The organism is Lysinibacillus sp. FSL M8-0337, assembly GCF_038593855.1.
In the GTDB taxonomy this organism is placed as follows: domain Bacteria; phylum Bacillota; class Bacilli; order Bacillales_A; family Planococcaceae; genus Lysinibacillus; species Lysinibacillus sphaericus_D.
In genome coordinates this window covers 3,178,866-3,195,318 of the sequence record NZ_CP151996.1, presented here as the reverse complement: position 1 = coordinate 3,195,318, position 16,453 = coordinate 3,178,866, and the positions used below count along the sequence as shown (strand labels likewise).

Below are 16,453 nucleotides of genomic sequence, written 5' to 3'. Positions count from 1 at the left end.
GGTAGCTGAAAAGTTTCTATTTGTGCGTAATCGAACGTAGCCCTCGAGCAGCTTTAGTGAACTAATAGTAGTTAAAGCCGGTTAAACACCGTTAACGAATTGAGAGCCAGCTGTAATAAGCTTAAGACATCCAGCATGAATTCTTCCTTCTTAATGTATAAGGGCATTTAAAGTGCGCTAATAGGAGAAGTAGTGATGTGCGAGTGTTGCTTATCTTACTCTGCTGGAATTAAAGGTGGTACCGCGAACTTAAACTCCTTCGTCCTTTTGTTGACGATAGGAGTTTTTTTATTTGCTAAAAAGATGTCTGCATTTTATTAGCGAATAATCCAAAGGCATTTGTCACTGATTTATTTGATGTGAATACACTGGTAAATCAAGACGGGTAATTATGAAGCTTGCCTAAGCGCATAAATGTCAAAAATTATTTCACAACAGGAGGAGTCAATATGACAGAAAACATTTCAATGCCAACGAAATACGATCCGCAGTCTATTGAAACGGGTCGCTATGAATGGTGGCTACAAGGTAAATTTTTTGAAGCGCAACCTGAAAGCGGGAAGGAACCTTATTCAATCGTTATTCCACCACCGAACGTAACAGGGAAATTGCATCTTGGTCATGCATGGGATACAACATTACAAGATATATTAATTCGTATGAAGCGTATGCAAGGTTATGATGCACTTTGGTTACCAGGAATGGACCATGCAGGTATCGCTACACAAGCAAAAGTAGAGGCAAAACTACGTGAAGATAATATTACACGTTATGATTTAGGACGTGAAAAATTCCTAGAAAAAACTTGGAAATGGAAAGAGGAGTACGCTGGGCATATTCGCGCGCAATGGGCGAAGCTTGGCCTTGCATTAGACTACTCTCGTGAACGTTTCACACTCGATAAAGGTTTATCGGATGCCGTTAAAACGGTTTTCGTGCAATTATATGAAAAAGGCTTAATTTATCGTGGGGAGCGTATCATTAACTGGGACCCAGCAGCGAAAACAGCCTTATCGGATATTGAAGTTATCTATCAGGATGTACAAGGTGCATTCTATCATATGAAGTACCCATTAGCAGATGGTTCTGGCTATGTGGAAGTTGCAACGACACGTCCTGAAACAATGCTTGGGGACTCTGGCGTAGCAGTTCACCCGAAAGATGAGCGTTACCAACATTTAATCGGTAAAACGGTTATTTTACCAATCGTGGGCCGTGAAATTCCTATCGTAGCAGATGATTATGTTGATATGGAATTCGGTACAGGTGTAGTAAAAATGACACCAGCTCATGATCCGAACGACTTTGAAGTTGGTAATCGTCATAACTTAGAACGTATTCTGGTAATGAACGAAGATGGCACAATGAATGAACTTGCGGGTAAATACAATGGTATGGATCGTTTTGAATGCCGTAAGCAAATTGTTGCCGATTTACAAGAAGCAGGTGTCCTAATCAATATTGAAGAGCATATGCACTCTGTAGGACATTCTGAACGTTCTGGTGCAGTTGTAGAACCTTATCTTTCAGCACAATGGTTCGTTAAAATGCAACCACTTGCAGATGCCTCTTTAGAACTGCAAAAAGACGAGGAAGGTAAAGTTCACTTCGTTCCATCACGTTTTGAAAACACATATTCTCGTTGGATGGAAAATATCCGTGACTGGTGTATCTCTCGCCAATTATGGTGGGGACACCAAATTCCTGCATGGTATCACAATGAAACAGGTGAAATTTACGTAGGTAAAGAAGCGCCTGCAGACGCAGAAAATTGGACACAGGATGAAGATGTGTTAGATACATGGTTCTCATCAGCACTATGGCCATTTTCTACAATGGGTTGGCCTGACGAGGCAAATGAAGAATATCAACGTTACTATCCAACAAGTACGCTTGTAACAGGATACGATATTATTTTCTTCTGGGTATCTCGAATGATTTTCCAAGGTATTGAATTTACTGGACAACGCCCATTCAAAGATGTATTAATCCACGGATTAGTACGTGATGGCGAAGGACGTAAGATGAGTAAATCACTTGGTAATGGTGTGGACCCAATGGATGTTATTGAGAAATACGGAGCGGATTCACTGCGTTATTTCTTAGCAACAGGTTCATCTCCAGGTCAAGATTTACGATATACAACGGAAAAAGTAGAATCTGTTTGGAACTTTGCTAATAAAATTTGGAATGCTTCCCGTTTCGCACTTATGAACATGGATGGAATGACATATGATGAAATCGACTTAACTGGTGAAAAATCAGTAGCCGATAAATGGATTTTAACGCGCTTGAATGAAACAATTGAACGTGTGACTTCATTAGCAGAACGTTATGAGTTTGGTGAAGTAGGTCGTGAACTATATAATTTCATTTGGGATGATTTCTGTTCTTGGTATATTGAAATGGCGAAACTACCGCTGAATGGTGAAGATGAGGCTGCTAAGAAAACAACTCGATCTATATTAGCTTACGTATTAGACCAAACAATGCGTCTATTACATCCGTTTATGCCATTCATCACAGAAGAAATTTGGCAACATTTACCTCATGAAGGTGAGTCAATTACAGTGGCAGCATGGCCTACTGTGCGTACGGATCTTCACTTTGCTGAAGAAGCAGACAATATGAAGCTCCTTATGGATATTATACGTTCGGTGCGTAATATTCGTGCGGAAGTTAACACACCTATGAGCAAAAAAGTACCATTGTTCATTTCTGCTAAAGATAGTGCAACAGTTGCTACTTTGGAAGCGAATAAAGCCTACTTAGAAAAATTCTGTAATCCTGAGACGTTAACAATTGGTGAAGGCTTAGAGGCTCCGAGTCAATCAATGACGGCAGTCGTAACAGGAGCAGAGCTATTCTTACCGCTTGTAGGTCTTATCAATCTAGAAGAAGAAATCGCACGTCTAGAAAAAGAACTAGAAAAGTGGGCGAAAGAAGTGAAGCTTGTTACTGGTAAGCTGTCCAATGAAAAATTTGTTTCAAAGGCTCCAGAAGCATTAGTAAATGCAGAACGCGAAAAATTAGCGGATTATGAAGAGAAACATGCAGTGGTATTAAAACGTTTAGAAGAATTAAAAAACATGTAATAGCATAGTGATTTGAAGAAACAGCAGATGGCGAAATAGTCATTTGCTGTTTTTCTTTTTATGAATCAAAAGTTATGTATTGAGTTAGGAAAAAATATATAGTATTATCTATTTTAGTTAGTATAATAGATAAAGGCAAACTATCCGAAAGGGTAGGACGCAAAGCCTAGGGTCTAAGGTGAAGAGAAATGAGTATTTTTCAAACTATGATCGCCTGGTTACCATTAAATGAAATTTTTATTTAATTTTATGGCCATTCTATGTCGAGTAGAATGGTCTTTTACTTTGAATGCAAGAATAACGGGGGTTTATTATGTCAGGAAATATTGGAACAATTGTAGTGAAAGTAAACAAAGCTTGTGATGATTTAGATTTTGTGAGCGCTAGGGGCATTATAGAAGCAAATCTTTTAAAGTTATCTGAGGCAAAATATTATCGACTATTAAATGCAAGTGGACGTGTTCTTATTAAGCATATTCTAGCGGATAATAAGGGGCAAAAAGATACGAAGATTTCATTAACACGTACAGATTTACTAGTGATAAATAAGATTAATGAGTATTGTTCAAATTTTGATATTTCGATGCTGAAAAGAACATTAAAAAATTCGTTAGAACTAGTGCAAAGATCCGATGTTCTGCCACTTTTAAATAATGATGCAAAAATAATTTTAGATGATATGGGAGCGCTATTAGGCATCCATCAATTACAATAATTTGTTGTTTATTTGAAAAAAACTAGTTAAAAACACACATATGATCACTCCTACAGTGGTTTTCTGTGTGTTTTTAAATTTGTATCAGAATTGTTTGTGTGCCAGTCACCCTTTATACTGGAGTGAAAGGGAGTGTTTCTTTTGTTTACTACGATAAAAGCATGTACAGATTTTATTTTTACATTAAAGGCGGTTGATCATAAACGTGAACCTTTAGTCATGATGCGTGAAGTATTGGCGCGTTTAGGGGACCCGCATAACAAGCTGCGCGCTATCCATTTAGCAGGTTCCAATGGCAAGGGGTCCACCGTAAATGTACTGAGAGAAATGCTAGAGAATGCAGGATATCGGGTTGGTGCTTTTACTTCACCACATTTAACACGTGTCAATGAACGTATGACCATCAATGGAAAACAAATTCCGGACGAGCAATTTTTACAGTATATGAATAACGTAGCTTCAATTATTGAGGCAAATTATAATGGGGACTATCCAAGCTTTTTTGAGGTCGTCACACTTATTATGTTCCAATATTTCGCAGATGAAGAAGTGGATTTTGCGCTAATTGAAACGGGGCTTGGTGGACGACTAGATGCGACGAATGTCATAACACCACTTGTATCCATCATCACAACGATTTCTTTAGAGCATACGGCCTTTTTAGGCGATACATATGCGAAGATTGCTTTTGAGAAGGCAGGTATTATTAAAGAAGGTGTACCCGTAGTAGTTGGTGTGCAAAATAAAGAAGCACTTGCTACGATTCAAAAGGTTGCACAAGAACGTCATGCTAGATGTCTGGTTCTAGGGGATGATTTTAACATTGTTGCACAGGAGCAGGAGATGGGCATGCAATCATTCCATTATCACAATGCATATCTTGATCTAACAAATATTCAATTAAAAATGGCAGGAGCGCATCAAATCGCTAATGCGAGTCTAGCTATTACAGCGATGGATATATTACGTGAACAAGGGCTCATTCATTTATCCGAAGAGTCGATGCGGCAAGCGCTACAACATGCACAGTGGGCAGGTCGCTTTGAACAATTCCCTAATAATATTGTATTAGATGGTGCTCATAACTCTGAAGGAACAGCCGCATTGATTCAAACATTACAGAAGGTCTATCCAAATCAACGCTATCGATTTATTTATGCAGCACTTTCTGATAAAGACCATGCCAATAGTATTGCGTTAATGGATGCAGTCGCAACTTCTATAGCTTTTACCCAAATCGGACTGCCCAATGCCATGCCAGCTGAACAGTTAGCGATGCTGTCAACGCATCAAGACAAACAATATAACGAAAATTGGCAAGTGATAGTGAGTGAAGTTATACAACATAAGGACCAACAAGATATTGTCGTGATTACAGGTTCACTGTATTTTATAGCTGAAGTTCGCCAATGGATACAGGAGGGAGCACAATGATTCCACAGTTAGATGACTATAAGGAAAAATGGGCTTTAACGAGTGATGATGTAATTAAGCCAGGGCTTACAGCGATTGAAGAAGCATTGGCACTTGTAGGGAATCCAGAAAGAACATTGCAAATTGTGCACCTTGCAGGCACGAATGGCAAAGGCTCAACATTAACATTTTTAGAGTCAATTGCGCAGGAACATGGCTTAAAAGTAGGCAAGTTCATGTCTCCATGCATTTTGAATGTGCACGACCAAATTCAAGTAATGCAACAACCTATTTCAGCACTAGAGATGGATCGCGTTTTTCAACAAATGAAAAATGCGGGGCTTAGCGGTAAACTAACGGATTTCGAACTTTTAACAGTCGCTGCATTTTTGCATTTTGTCCATTGTGATGTCGATATTGCATTAATCGAAGCGGGTATGGGGGGCTTACTAGATAGTACGAATGTAGTGTTACCTATTGTCTCGATTATTCCGAGTATAGCGCTAGAGCATACCAAATTTTTAGGTCCGACCATTGAAAGTATTGCACAGCATAAAGCAGGGATTATTAAACAGCATCGACCAGTTGTCATCGGGGATTTACCTTGGGAAGCAAAGAACATTATTGAGAGAGAAGCTAATGCAAAGCAAGCACCTGTTCTAGAGCTGAACAAGCAATTTCATATTGTGCGGATGCATGACTATGAGAACTATAAAAATGATAATTTGGACTTACATATCACAAATCTTACACGTCATATGAAAGGACCTCATCAAGGAAATAATATGGCATTAGCCATGACTGCTTTTTTGGAAGTCGCTGCTGCGCTAAATGTAGCAATCAATGTGGCGAGTATACGCCATGGTATTGAAATGGCAAGCATTTTAGGACGATTTGAAGAGGTGTTGCCATATATTATTTTTGATGGTGCGCATAATCCAGCTAGTGCAGAAAAATTGGTAGAAACAGTTCGCCAAGCATTTCCTAATGAGTCGATTACCTTTGTGATTGGCATATTAGGTGATAAGGATGTAAAAGGCGTTTTACAGTACTTAGAGCAAATTAGTGAGACATTTTATTTTGTTGATTTTGATAATCCACGTGCGATGTCAGCAGAAGATATGTTGGCATTATGTCATGCGCCGCAAAAAGCAATTTTGCATAATACAATTCCATTTTTACAACAACAATCAGAGAAGAAGTGTAGAACAATCGTAACCGGCTCTTTATATTTATTAACAGAAGTGCGCGGTAGCCTGCTTGGTGTAAACGAAAATTAGTGACCGACATCTTTTCCATCCCATTCGGCATACTTCTACCGAAAGCTACGTAATATTACGTATAGCTATTAACTGCAATGTGTATGGACATAGTGTTAGATAGACAATACAATGCGCACTGTACATTTCGTTTTGACTAGTGTAATTAACTTTTGTATAAGATGACAGGTTAAACAACTCGATAGGCAGTTCTTTAAAAATAAAGGCGATATTTGCTAGTTCATAGCGATAAATTTTTTAGGCGAGACGACAGCAGTCTCGTTAATTAGGAAGGAGAACGTTGATATGACAAGGGTTATAAAAATGTGGTAACAATATTGGTAACAATTAATTTTCTTTTTGCTTAAATTCAATTACTTGGGCAGGCTTGAAGTCGTTTTCCATTTGGATGACGGCTTCTTGTTCTGTTGATGGATATAAGTGCGAATAGGTATTAAGTGTTGTGGCAACATTAGAATGACCTAATCGTTTTGCGACAACAGATACAATTGTTCCTTTATTTATTAAATATGAAGCATGAGAATGTCGAAAATCATGTATGCGTATTTTCTTTACGCCTGACAAATTTACATACTTTTCGAATCGTACGCTTAATGCGGTAACTGAAATGCTGTCTTTAATTTCACCAAATACTACATAACTCATTTTAGGACTTTTCTCCAATTTTATAGCTTTTAATAAATTCATAACATTTTTAGGCATCAATATTTTCCTTGTGGACGACGTTGTTTTTGTTGTTGTAATCTGTCCATAATAATTATTTTTATCTATATTGATTACGTTACTTTCAAAATCTAAGTCAGCCCATGTTAAAGCGAGTAATTCCCCTTTCCTCATGCCACTGTAATAAAGTGTCATGAATAATGCGTAATAAAGGTCGTCATCCACACATTTTATGAAAGCTTTGAACTCCTCTAACGTCCAAAAGTTAATATGCTTTCGCTCTTCTAAATCAACATTACCAGCAATTGTAGCCGGATTATCACGAACGTATTCTTGACGCTTTGCATAATTAAAAATAGCTGATAAAATACTGTGTATCTTTTTAATGTGTGCAGGAGATTTTTCACCAATTAGGGTGTCTTGAAAATCCACTACATCACGAGCGCGAATGTTTTTAATTTGCTTGCGTTTAAAATACGGAATCAAATGTACTCGAACTACACTTTCAATTTTCTTGTATGATGAAACTTTTCTGCGTTTTTTGTACCATTCCATATATTTATTTGCTACAAATTCAAAAGTTACTACTTCTTCTACGATGTCCTCAGCTTCTAGTTTTGCCTCAGCAAGTAATGCCGCCTTTTCTGTTTTAAAACCTCTTCGTTTCACTTGTTTTTTTGAACCGTCAGGTTGTTCAATTCTTGTGATAAAGTACCACGTATCCCTTGCTTCATCTTTGTATACTGTCATGATAATTTTCCTTTCAAAAATTTGCTATAAGAAAAGAGCAAGACGGATGAGCCTGCTCTTATTTCTGTAATGCTTAAACGTTTAAGTATTAATCTAAATTAACAATATAAGTGACCACTTTACCATGTAGTCTTAAGTCTTCATTAACTTTTTCTACAGTGTGGTCTGTAAATATTGGGTCTGTAGAATTTGGTCTAAATATGAATTTATCGTCAGATTCATAAAAAAACTTGACTGAATAATCATAGCCATTACTGTAAACAACTATATCTCCGTTTTTTAAATCTCCTACAGAACAACTCTTCACTGCTATTAATGAATCATGCGGGATAGTTTTGTTCATTGATTCACCGTTTACTCTCATAAAGAAAATATCTTCACAACCAGCGTATTTACCAAGAAGTTCATCTGGTACTGTAATGGTCTCGATTTCATCTACACACTCAACATCTATTGGTAATCCAGCAGATATTTTTACAGTAGGTAAAAAACGGTAAGTATAATCATTGCCCTCTTTTAATTCTGTTGTATCTTCTTCTAACAAATTTTCAACGGTAATACCTAGAGTACGACATAATTTAATTACATTATCAATTGAAGAATTCACTAGATTATTTTCAATCATAGATCGTACTGTCGTATATGGCACTCCGGATTGTCTTGAAATAGAGGAAACATTAAATCCTCTCTCCCTCATAAAATTGGTTAATTTCTCACCTCTTTGCAATTATCTCACCACCTTTCTTATATTGTGTTACGGAATATCGTAACTTATGTATAAATAGTATCATTTAAAATACTGAAAGTAAACATTTAAATGCGACTAATCGTAGTTTTTGTTGTATTTATCGTTGACGCATTACGATGCATCGTATATATTTAATTCAAGGGTTACGACACATCGTAATTCTATTAAATATATATTCTAAAGAGTGAGGTGAAACAGAATGAACAAGCCTTATCCGAATTTAGAAGCTGAAATGGCAAGATGCGGAATTAAACAAAAAGATATCGCTGGGTTGCTTAAAAAACGAACTGCGACTATTTCAGAAAAGATGAATGGAAAATCAAAATTCGATATTGATGAAGCTTACGCTATAAAAAAAGCGTTTTTCCCAAATTGTATGCTGGATTACTTGTTCAGCAGAGAAGCAGTAGTCGCATGAAATTCAAAATCAATCGGTAATGAATGTTAATGCGCTGTGATACCAAGCCAATGACGGTATATATATTCAAATTTATAGCTTATGTGACGGTAGCAACGTTAATGGAGATATCCCTAAAGTTAAACAAGATGAAGCGTTACGATTTATACAATTATGGCGACCTTCTACATCATTACAGATGGAAATTGATGGTTATAACAGTCAAATTGCTTTTGATTGAGGTGAACTAATTGGCAGTACATTACAAACTATATGTAGCTCGTAAAGAAAACAGATTGAAACAAAAAGATGTTGCTAAGTATATAGGCATTCACGTTTGCACTTACAGTCGTAAAGAGACTGGCGAAAAAGAGTTTACATTGTCCGAAGCATTCAAGCTTGCCGAAATGTTCGATACTACTGTGGATAAGCTTTTCGGAGGTGAAACCAAATGAACACAACCAACAAACAATGGTTAGCGATGTCAGATAAGGAAAAACAGGCTGCTTTAAATAAGCGAGTGAAGATGGTGAAAACAAATGAACATTAAACCAGTACCAGTTGCATTAGTCGGTGAAGCCTTAACAAGTGTTACACCATTGTATGAGCTACACCAAATTGCTTGCGAGCTACCTTTAAACGTTCTATCAGATGTTAAACAGCGAATAGGTGACTGGCTAGCAAGTGGTGGCAAAGAAACTGATCCATACATTAAGCAACAAGTTGCTTATGCAAAGAAAGTTTACCAAGCATTGAGAGGAGGTGAAACCAAATGAAAGCCGTCGATGCTTTGAATGAGTACAAAGCAAAAGGTGAACTAGTAGACGAAGTTTTAGTCCAAATCGTAACTAGTGAGATTGAGCTATTACTTAAACATTTAGCTCGATTAGAAATACAGACAATGAAATTAGTTGTTGATAAAGACGAGGAAAATAAGCAATTACGTAAAGCATTGTCTTATTATGCTGACGAAAAACATTATGAGCTTTATTGCATTGGTGAACCTATTCCTTGTGACATAACAGAAGACGGAGGGTACATTGCACGTCAAGCTTTGGCAGGTGAATCAGATGAAAAATAATTTACGAGTATTAATGGCTCAAAATTACGTAAATATTACACAGCTTTCAAAAGCAATAGGTATATCAAGGAATACACTCACTAGCATCTATTATGAAAAAACTACTCAAATAAATATTAAAACACTTACTTCGCTTTGTAATTATTTTGAATGTACGCCTAATGATTTGATTGTCATTATGAAAGACGGTGATTGATTGCGTATAGGCAACACCCATGCTGATGTTTATGACCGTGAAACGGATTACTGGCAAGACATTGAAGAAGCACAGAATGCCCAAATAGAGGCACAGAAAAGCTTGTCAAAGGCTATAACCGATGACAATGCAGTATACAAGGAAGGTGAAAAGGGATGAAACTTCAATCTGCAGATGAAATGAAAAAAATTTCTGGAAGTAATTTTAGTAAATTGAAGGCAAATGCATTGGAAAGCGATGAATTTAAAAAACTTATTAAAGGGATTGAAACGCAAGCTGAAAAAGGTCTTTGTGAGTACACATATTACCACAATACAGACAAACAAATTGTATCCATTTTTCAATCGGTACTACTAGAGAATGGCTACAAAGCTAGTAGGCATCTTTCAGGTTTAGGTCTAACTATTAAATGGTAGGGGTGATTTAGTTGTTTGAGGACTTTTTCAAAACAGCTGTAGCTAAAGCTATTGAAATGGCGGTAAAGGAAGGACATTTGATTAAGGAAGATAGTACTTACTTAAATCCAAAAACTATTAATTTAGTGAATGAAATCGAAGAAATGAACCGCCAACATTTGATTGATAAGGCTTTAGCTAATAATGATCGTGAGCTGTTCATGCAATTAACTAGTTAAAAGGGGCTGAGACTAATGAATGATAAGGATGATATTACTTATGACAAATATGGACGTATGCAGTACCATTCAGAGTTTCATTTTTCTCATGGTAAACCTTTTAGTGAATCGGAACTTGAATACATTTGTAAGTTTTATGAGGTGGACCACACTAGAATGATTTCATTTGCAATTGGAAGGACAGAACACACTATTCGATCAAAAGTAGACTCTCTAAGAAAAAAAGGACTATTCAATCATTATAAAAATCTTAATAAGCATTGGTAGGTGGATTGTTTGAAAACAGTTGAAGATTATCCAAGCGAAGATATGTACGGTACTGAAATTCAAAAAGGGGATATTTATTATATTTTTGGTGAATCGGTCGTCTTAGAAAGTAATTTAGATGATTACATTACAGAACATCTAAAAGGTGAAATGTTTCTTGCTAAATAAAAAGAGCCTAAACCGTTGCACCGGTCATAGGCTCACATACAAATATTTTCTACGCAATTATAACACGAAATGAGGTAAAAAATTGTGGAAATTAAATTCAATCAATTAACCTTGCAGAATTTTAAAAGCCACAAGGATCTTGTAGTTAAGTTTGGCGACATGACTAAGATCCTTGCGGATAATGCAAAAGGTAAAAGCTCCATTGGTGAAGCAATTACATTCCTATTATACGGTAACGACTTATTGGGTAGCAAATTAGACCCTTCGCCAATAACATACCAAGCTGATAACACACTTGTAACTCTACGTTTAATTGTTGATGATGGGGAGCTTCTTTTAGGCCGTGAAATCGCGAAAGGGCGTAATAAGTTCTATGTAAATGAGGTACCTTCCAAAGCAACTGAATTTAATGAGGTAGTAGAAAAGCTTTTTGATAAGGATTTATTCTTATCGCTATTTAACCCAAGCTACTTTTTCACATTACATTGGGAAAAGCAGCGTCAAATGATTTTAAAATATACAACTGCACCTGCTAATAAAGAAGTTTTAAAAGAGTTACCTAAACCACAATCGGACAAGTTGGCCACTTTAGTTAAAAAACATTCTTTAGAGGATTTAGATAAAATACATCGATCCAATAAAACTAAGTTGGACAAACAATATATAGCTGCTCAGAGCCGCGCCAAGACGTTAAGAGAGCAGTTAGAACAAAATGCTCCAACAGTTCCATTAGATTCGCTAAATGTGGAATTGAAACACCTTGTTAAAGAACGAAACAGCATTGAAGCCGTGACTGATAAAGCTCAAACGGTAAATGGAAGAATCAATATTCTAAATAACCAAATTAACGTTCTGACGCAAGAACGTGACGAAATTAAAGACCGATTTAATCAGCTCAAAAGCGAACAAATACAAGATACATGCCGTGTTTGTAATCAAACATTGCAAGATGAAGCTATCAAAGCTGTTGAAGCTGAAAAAGAGCAACGTATTCAACAGGTTAAATCGAAGTTCCAACAAGCTGTAGATAAACGAAAAGCTTTGGAAGAAGAACTTAAAACACTTGAATATGTGGATGTATCAGAGCAATTGGAAAAAGCACGCTTACTTCAAGAAAAGATTAATCCAATAGAATATGAAATCTCTAAGTATAGAGAGTATAAGTTTTTAGAGGAACAAGTTATTGCTGCAGAAGCCAATGAAAAAGAAACGCTTGAATCACTTAATGAGTCCATTTTTATCCTAGATGCTATAAAGGATTTCAAAGCCAAAGAAGCTGAATTGCAAGTCAAAAAGGTTCAAGACTTGTTCGATAATTTATCGATAAAACTGTTTGAAGAAGTGAAAACAACTGGCGAAAACAAACCAACTTTCGTTGTTCAAATGGATGGTAAAGACTATATGAAACTTTCATTTAGCGAACAAACTAGAGCAGGGCTTGAAATTCGAGATGTCTTGTCAGAGCAAAGTGATCTTATTGTACCTTGCTTTGTAGATAACGCAGAAACCATTACTAAGTTCAAGGAACCGAATGGACAACTAATAATAAGCCGCGTTGTTGCTGGAAAAGACCTAACAATTGAAAGTGAGGATAAATAAATGAGTGAAAATCATGTGGAAAAACGAATTTATAATGGCTGGGCATTTACAGCTAATGAAAGAGAAAAGGCAAAAATAAACCGCGAAATCCATGATGAACTAATGAAAAAGTACAAGATTTATAGACATGATCTTAGGTTTACTCCTGATGTCGATTTGGAAAAGTATGACGTTGTCATTGGTAGAGAGCCAGGTTATGCACACTCTAAGTACAATGTCATTAAAAATGGCCCAAATCTTACTACAGATGAATTGCTATTAATTTGTGATGGCGGAAATTTATGTTTTGGTGGCAGCAAAATAACGAGTAATCAATTGCGAGTAAGTGAAGATTGATTAAATGGGAGGTCATTTGAATGCATGTTAAAGAAATCACAGTCGGCTACACATATACCAAAAATCTTGGAAACTTTGAAAACGTGAAAGTTGATGCAGCTGTAACTATTTCTGTAGAACCAGGGCAAGATGCAGATGAACTCTACAGCAAAGCTTTTGAAAGCATGAAAAAACAAATCAAAAAAGGCTTAAACGTAGCCCAGGGAGGATTTTAATTATGAATGGAAATTTACCAACTTTAACACCTGAAATTTCAGAAGCATTTGCACCTGCAGTATTAGAGGTTATTCGTAACTCTATTGCACCTACAGCTAATGATCAGGAATTTCTACTATTCGCTCACAAGGCTGCTTCATACGGCTTAGATCCATTCAAAAATGAAATTTTCTTCATCAAGTATGGCAATCAAGCACGTATTCAATTTGCAGCCGAGGCTTACCTTTCAAAAGCGCGCGAACAAGAAGGCTTTATTCCACCGGATACACAAATGGTGCATGAGAACGATGAATTTAAAATTGCCATGAATAAAGAATCAAAGCAAATGGAAGTTGTACAACATGAAATTGGCTTCCCACGTGGAAAGATTATTGGTGCCTATTCAGTTGCTTATCGCGAAGGATACCCACCTGTCACGGTCATTATGGACGTTGATGAAGTATCTCATATGTTCACCGGTCAAAACAAAGATAACTGGAACAAATGGACAAGTGACATGTTCGGTAAACATGTTCAGCAACGTGCATTGAAAAAACAGTATGGATTGTCATTTGAAGATGTAACGATTACACAAAATGATGTACCGCAACCTGTTACGCAACAACGCAGAGACATTACACCTAATCAGGAACAGTTAGAGCCGCCAGTTGAACAGCCTGCACTAACTCGTGCAGAAGAATTACGCGAGGAAATTAACGCTAAGTTGAAACAGCTTGGCATTAAAACGAAAAAGGCATTGAAAGAATACCTGGATAAAAATGCTCCAAATATCGATCCTGAGACAGCAACAGAGGCTGAAATGATTGGTTTGATTGAGCTACTAAATATGAATATCGAAATGCTTGCTTCACAGTCAAACAATGATGATTTACTCGAGTAAAAACTATGAAACTACCACAAACAATAGTTTATGAGAGGAATAAAGACTGTGAGCTATGTGGACAAGAAATGAACGCAAATGAATACAACTTATACCGTGGGTTAGAAATATGCCCACGGTGCCATGAGGAGTTGAAACGGAAGTGAGAGAGATTAAGTTTAAGGCTTTTGTTAACAACCGGATACACGGCGTAGGGGTTTATCCGGTTGGAAGTATTAACTTTTATCCCTTTACATGCCAGGTAGACATAGATGGAGAATTAATTAGTTTCTTTGATTTCGATAATTTAAAGCTTATCCAGTTTACAGGATTAAAGGACAAAAACGGCAAGGAGATTTATGAAGGGGATATTATTAAATATTCATTTAGAGATGGCAATGATATCAATACTAGATTCATGCAAATTTATAATGACGGCGTAAATTTCAAAATGAAAGAACTATATCGGGACTATTGGTTAGAAAAAGTTGATGGTGTATTGAAAATTAAACATGGTCATTTAACAAAATACAGAGGAGAAACAAATTTGTTATGTGATGTATCAGCATTAGTTATCTATTGGTATGAGGTAATCGGCAACATTTACGAAAATCCTAAATTGCTAGGTGGTGACAGTCAATGAGAGAAACTAAGTACAGAGCTTGGGACAAGAAATTAAAAGAAATGTTTCCTGTGCATGAGTTAGTGTTCAATAGGTTTGACGGAGCACCGACCACAATAAAAGGTTACACGCACGATGAGAAAGATGTGTGGAACGTACATGGTGGTCACTTCATGAAGTATGCTAACGCTCCTCGTTATGAATTGTTGGAATACACAGGCTTAAAGGACAAGAATGGCAATGAAATTTATGAAGGTGATTTTGTTCATATTCATATTCCAATAATCGGTTCAGAAGTCACTGACTTTTTTGGTACGGTGAAATTCTACGAAGGTGCTTTCTGGGTAGACGATAACGAAGTCGCAATTCCTTTATGGTCGGAAATCAATATACCTTTTATTGTTGGAAACATTTACGAAAACCCCGAACTACTGGAGGAATACTTATGAAAGTTGACATCCTAGCAAGTGGTTCAAGTGGAAACTGCATAGCATTAACAACCAATGAATCTACCATCCTAATCGATGCAGGTATTGCTAAAACCAAAATAGAGAAACGGCTATTGGAAGTGGGCATTACACCAAATAGCGTAAAAGCAATCTTTGTCACACACGCTCATAGTGACCATATTAAAGGTCTGCCACTGGCCAATAAATATAAAATTCCTGTTTATGCTGGTGAGCGTGAATGGAAAAACATCACTACAGTTGAAGATGAATTAATTAGGCCGATTGGCGTTGGAGGTATTTTCGGTTGTGACCACTTTATAGTAAGCCATTTTAATGTTCATCACGACGCAATCGATCCGAGGGGATACGTTGTATGGACTTTAGATAATTTTAAAGTATCTATTTGTTTAGACACTGGCCTGGTTGATAAAAGCATGTTGAACGCCATGAGGCATAGTGACATTTACATCATCGAAGCCAACCATGAACCACGAATGGTTGAAGCATCTGATTACCCTAACAGCGTTAAGGCAAGGATATTGAGTCACGTTGGCCACTTATCAAATGAACAAACGGCACAAGCCCTCAGAGAGCTTGTAATAGGCAAAGGTGAACGGATCTATCTTACACATTTAAGTAGCAAGAACAACCTCCCTACGCTTGCGGAAATGACCGTTAAAAGGGAGTTATTAAAAAAGGGATACCAAGCAGGCAATCACTACGAATTGAAGGTCATTTAATGCATCCTTATGAATTAATTTTAACTGCTATGTTGAAATTACAAATTGAAAACATAGAGCTTAAAAGGCAATTAGAGTCCATTCAATCTAAAAGCATTACTGGATCAGTTGCGGATCGCATTGATGATTGGTTAAACAGACCATACACAGGTAGTAGTCGCAAAGATATTGAGGAATTTTCAGAGGAACTCATTGAATACATGAGCAGCCAATTGAAAGCATGAA

The 16,453-nt window shown here is 36.8% G+C and carries 24 protein-coding genes, 1 riboswitch and 1 other annotated feature (1 of these 26 running past the window's edge); of the genes, 22 read left to right on the top strand and 2 right to left on the bottom strand.

Features of this window, described 5'->3' with window-relative positions; genetic code table 11:
• Positions 1 to 270, top strand: a binding site (T-box leader) (it extends 54 nt beyond the left edge of the window).
• Between the two features lie 179 nt (positions 271 to 449).
• From MKY08_RS15475 to MKY08_RS15460, 4 genes are all read left to right on the top strand, one after another.
• Positions 450 to 3,095, top strand: a complete 2,646-nt coding sequence (locus MKY08_RS15475) for a valine--tRNA ligase (protein ID WP_069508605.1) — start codon at positions 450 to 452, stop codon at positions 3,093 to 3,095.
• A gap of 124 nt (positions 3,096 to 3,219) precedes the next feature.
• Positions 3,220 to 3,321, top strand: a riboswitch (cyclic di-GMP riboswitch).
• Between the two features lie 87 nt (positions 3,322 to 3,408).
• Entirely contained in the window at positions 3,409 to 3,810 is a 402-nt protein-coding gene (locus MKY08_RS15470) for a hypothetical protein (protein WP_069508603.1), read from the top strand.
• Positions 3,811 to 3,951: 141 nt separating this feature from the next.
• Positions 3,952 to 5,244 (top strand): folylpolyglutamate synthase/dihydrofolate synthase family protein, encoded by a 1,293-nt coding sequence (locus tag MKY08_RS15465; protein WP_069508601.1) that lies wholly within the window; start codon positions 3,952 to 3,954, stop codon positions 5,242 to 5,244.
• Positions 5,241 to 6,503, top strand: coding sequence for a folylpolyglutamate synthase/dihydrofolate synthase family protein (locus MKY08_RS15460; protein WP_069508599.1), 1,263 nt, complete (start codon positions 5,241 to 5,243; stop codon positions 6,501 to 6,503). The genes MKY08_RS15465 and MKY08_RS15460 overlap by 4 nt, the downstream gene beginning before the upstream one ends.
• 327 nt (positions 6,504 to 6,830) lie before the next feature.
• Here MKY08_RS15460 and MKY08_RS15455 read toward each other — a convergent pair whose 3' ends face one another.
• Together MKY08_RS15455 and MKY08_RS15450 are read right to left on the bottom strand one after the other, a co-directional pair.
• Positions 6,831 to 7,916 carry a site-specific integrase gene (locus MKY08_RS15455; protein ID WP_069508597.1) on the bottom strand — a complete coding sequence of 362 codons (1,086 nt, stop codon included), beginning with the start codon at positions 7,914 to 7,916 and terminating at the stop codon, positions 6,831 to 6,833.
• An 88-nt stretch (positions 7,917 to 8,004) separates the two neighbouring features.
• Complete coding sequence (locus MKY08_RS15450) at positions 8,005 to 8,643, bottom strand: S24 family peptidase (RefSeq protein WP_081327852.1); 639 nt, start codon at positions 8,641 to 8,643, stop codon at positions 8,005 to 8,007.
• Between the two features lie 220 nt (positions 8,644 to 8,863).
• On the opposite strand from MKY08_RS15450, the gene MKY08_RS15445 reads away from it, so the two are divergent.
• The 18 genes from MKY08_RS15445 to MKY08_RS15360 all read left to right on the top strand — a co-directional run bounded on the left by MKY08_RS15445 (position 8,864) and on the right by MKY08_RS15360 (position 16,452).
• The gene (locus tag MKY08_RS15445) at positions 8,864 to 9,082 is read left to right on the top strand and encodes a helix-turn-helix transcriptional regulator (RefSeq protein ID WP_025220176.1); all 219 of its coding nucleotides are present in this window, start codon (positions 8,864 to 8,866) and stop codon (positions 9,080 to 9,082) included.
• Positions 9,083 to 9,312: 230 nt separating this feature from the next.
• Positions 9,313 to 9,516 (top strand): helix-turn-helix transcriptional regulator, encoded by a 204-nt coding sequence (locus tag MKY08_RS15440; protein ID WP_069508594.1) that lies wholly within the window; start codon positions 9,313 to 9,315, stop codon positions 9,514 to 9,516.
• A gap of 84 nt (positions 9,517 to 9,600) precedes the next feature.
• On the top strand, positions 9,601 to 9,837 hold the full coding sequence (locus MKY08_RS15435) for a DUF6877 family protein (RefSeq protein WP_069508592.1): 237 nt from the start codon (positions 9,601 to 9,603) through the stop codon (positions 9,835 to 9,837).
• Positions 9,834 to 10,142, top strand: a complete 309-nt coding sequence (locus MKY08_RS15430) for a hypothetical protein (RefSeq protein WP_069508590.1) — start codon at positions 9,834 to 9,836, stop codon at positions 10,140 to 10,142. Before MKY08_RS15435 ends, MKY08_RS15430 begins: the two co-directional genes overlap by 4 nt.
• Positions 10,132 to 10,338: a helix-turn-helix transcriptional regulator gene (locus MKY08_RS15425; RefSeq protein WP_069508588.1), complete on the top strand. Its 207-nt coding sequence runs from the start codon at positions 10,132 to 10,134 to the stop codon at positions 10,336 to 10,338. Before MKY08_RS15430 ends, MKY08_RS15425 begins: the two co-directional genes overlap by 11 nt.
• The gene (locus tag MKY08_RS15420) at positions 10,339 to 10,497 is read left to right on the top strand and encodes a hypothetical protein (RefSeq protein ID WP_176723126.1); all 159 of its coding nucleotides are present in this window, start codon (positions 10,339 to 10,341) and stop codon (positions 10,495 to 10,497) included.
• Complete coding sequence (locus tag MKY08_RS15415; protein ID WP_069508586.1) at positions 10,494 to 10,754, top strand: hypothetical protein; 261 nt, start codon at positions 10,494 to 10,496, stop codon at positions 10,752 to 10,754. The genes MKY08_RS15420 and MKY08_RS15415 overlap by 4 nt, the downstream gene beginning before the upstream one ends.
• Before the next feature lie 11 nt (positions 10,755 to 10,765).
• On the top strand, positions 10,766 to 10,972 hold the full coding sequence (locus tag MKY08_RS15410) for an IDEAL domain-containing protein (RefSeq protein ID WP_069508585.1): 207 nt from the start codon (positions 10,766 to 10,768) through the stop codon (positions 10,970 to 10,972).
• Positions 10,973 to 10,987: 15 nt separating this feature from the next.
• A complete protein-coding gene (locus tag MKY08_RS15405; protein WP_069508582.1) occupies positions 10,988 to 11,239 on the top strand; it encodes a hypothetical protein in 252 nt (83 codons plus the stop codon).
• Between the two features lie 9 nt (positions 11,240 to 11,248).
• Positions 11,249 to 11,407, top strand: a complete 159-nt coding sequence (locus MKY08_RS15400) for a hypothetical protein (RefSeq protein WP_141705562.1) — start codon at positions 11,249 to 11,251, stop codon at positions 11,405 to 11,407.
• An 84-nt stretch (positions 11,408 to 11,491) separates the two neighbouring features.
• Entirely contained in the window at positions 11,492 to 13,006 is a 1,515-nt protein-coding gene (locus tag MKY08_RS15395; RefSeq protein ID WP_069508580.1) for an ATPase, read from the top strand.
• The gene (locus MKY08_RS15390; RefSeq protein ID WP_069508578.1) at positions 13,007 to 13,342 is read left to right on the top strand and encodes a hypothetical protein; all 336 of its coding nucleotides are present in this window, start codon (positions 13,007 to 13,009) and stop codon (positions 13,340 to 13,342) included.
• 20 nt (positions 13,343 to 13,362) lie between these two features.
• Positions 13,363 to 13,557 carry a hypothetical protein gene (locus MKY08_RS15385; protein ID WP_069508577.1) on the top strand — a complete coding sequence of 65 codons (195 nt, stop codon included), beginning with the start codon at positions 13,363 to 13,365 and terminating at the stop codon, positions 13,555 to 13,557.
• Between the two features lie 2 nt (positions 13,558 to 13,559).
• Positions 13,560 to 14,438: a RecT family recombinase gene (locus MKY08_RS15380; protein WP_069508575.1), complete on the top strand. Its 879-nt coding sequence runs from the start codon at positions 13,560 to 13,562 to the stop codon at positions 14,436 to 14,438.
• 142 nt (positions 14,439 to 14,580) lie between these two features.
• Positions 14,581 to 15,060: a YopX family protein gene (locus MKY08_RS15375; protein ID WP_069508573.1), complete on the top strand. Its 480-nt coding sequence runs from the start codon at positions 14,581 to 14,583 to the stop codon at positions 15,058 to 15,060.
• Entirely contained in the window at positions 15,057 to 15,488 is a 432-nt protein-coding gene (locus MKY08_RS15370; RefSeq protein WP_069508571.1) for a YopX family protein, read from the top strand. Before MKY08_RS15375 ends, MKY08_RS15370 begins: the two co-directional genes overlap by 4 nt.
• Entirely contained in the window at positions 15,485 to 16,228 is a 744-nt protein-coding gene (locus tag MKY08_RS15365; protein WP_069508570.1) for an MBL fold metallo-hydrolase, read from the top strand. Before MKY08_RS15370 ends, MKY08_RS15365 begins: the two co-directional genes overlap by 4 nt.
• The gene (locus tag MKY08_RS15360; RefSeq protein WP_069508568.1) at positions 16,228 to 16,452 is read left to right on the top strand and encodes a hypothetical protein; all 225 of its coding nucleotides are present in this window, start codon (positions 16,228 to 16,230) and stop codon (positions 16,450 to 16,452) included. Before MKY08_RS15365 ends, MKY08_RS15360 begins: the two co-directional genes overlap by 1 nt.
• The last annotated feature ends 1 nt before the right edge of the window (position 16,453 follow it).

What these genes read in the sequence shown, in the direction of transcription:
- MKY08_RS15380 (WP_069508575.1), top strand. Translation starts at nt 13,560, where the DNA reads ATGAATGGAAATTTACCAACTTTAACACCTGAAATTTCAGAAGCATTT.
- MKY08_RS15365 (WP_069508570.1), top strand. Translation starts at nt 15,485, where the DNA reads ATGAAAGTTGACATCCTAGCAAGTGGTTCAAGTGGAAACTGCATAGCA.
- MKY08_RS15360 (WP_069508568.1), top strand. Translation starts at nt 16,228, where the DNA reads ATGCATCCTTATGAATTAATTTTAACTGCTATGTTGAAATTACAAATT.
- MKY08_RS15415 (WP_069508586.1), top strand. Translation starts at nt 10,494, where the DNA reads ATGAAACTTCAATCTGCAGATGAAATGAAAAAAATTTCTGGAAGTAAT.
- MKY08_RS15425 (WP_069508588.1), top strand. Translation starts at nt 10,132, where the DNA reads ATGAAAAATAATTTACGAGTATTAATGGCTCAAAATTACGTAAATATT.
- MKY08_RS15430 (WP_069508590.1), top strand. Translation starts at nt 9,834, where the DNA reads ATGAAAGCCGTCGATGCTTTGAATGAGTACAAAGCAAAAGGTGAACTA.
- MKY08_RS15405 (WP_069508582.1), top strand. Translation starts at nt 10,988, where the DNA reads ATGAATGATAAGGATGATATTACTTATGACAAATATGGACGTATGCAG.
- MKY08_RS15445 (WP_025220176.1), top strand. Translation starts at nt 8,864, where the DNA reads ATGAACAAGCCTTATCCGAATTTAGAAGCTGAAATGGCAAGATGCGGA.
- MKY08_RS15470 (WP_069508603.1), top strand. Translation starts at nt 3,409, where the DNA reads ATGTCAGGAAATATTGGAACAATTGTAGTGAAAGTAAACAAAGCTTGT.
- MKY08_RS15455 (WP_069508597.1), bottom strand. Translation starts at nt 7,916, where the DNA reads ATGACAGTATACAAAGATGAAGCAAGGGATACGTGGTACTTTATCACA.
- MKY08_RS15435 (WP_069508592.1), top strand. Translation starts at nt 9,601, where the DNA reads ATGAACATTAAACCAGTACCAGTTGCATTAGTCGGTGAAGCCTTAACA.
- MKY08_RS15370 (WP_069508571.1), top strand. Translation starts at nt 15,057, where the DNA reads ATGAGAGAAACTAAGTACAGAGCTTGGGACAAGAAATTAAAAGAAATG.
- MKY08_RS15385 (WP_069508577.1), top strand. Translation starts at nt 13,363, where the DNA reads ATGCATGTTAAAGAAATCACAGTCGGCTACACATATACCAAAAATCTT.
- MKY08_RS15390 (WP_069508578.1), top strand. Translation starts at nt 13,007, where the DNA reads ATGAGTGAAAATCATGTGGAAAAACGAATTTATAATGGCTGGGCATTT.
- MKY08_RS15460 (WP_069508599.1), top strand. Translation starts at nt 5,241, where the DNA reads ATGATTCCACAGTTAGATGACTATAAGGAAAAATGGGCTTTAACGAGT.
- MKY08_RS15475 (WP_069508605.1), top strand. Translation starts at nt 450, where the DNA reads ATGACAGAAAACATTTCAATGCCAACGAAATACGATCCGCAGTCTATT.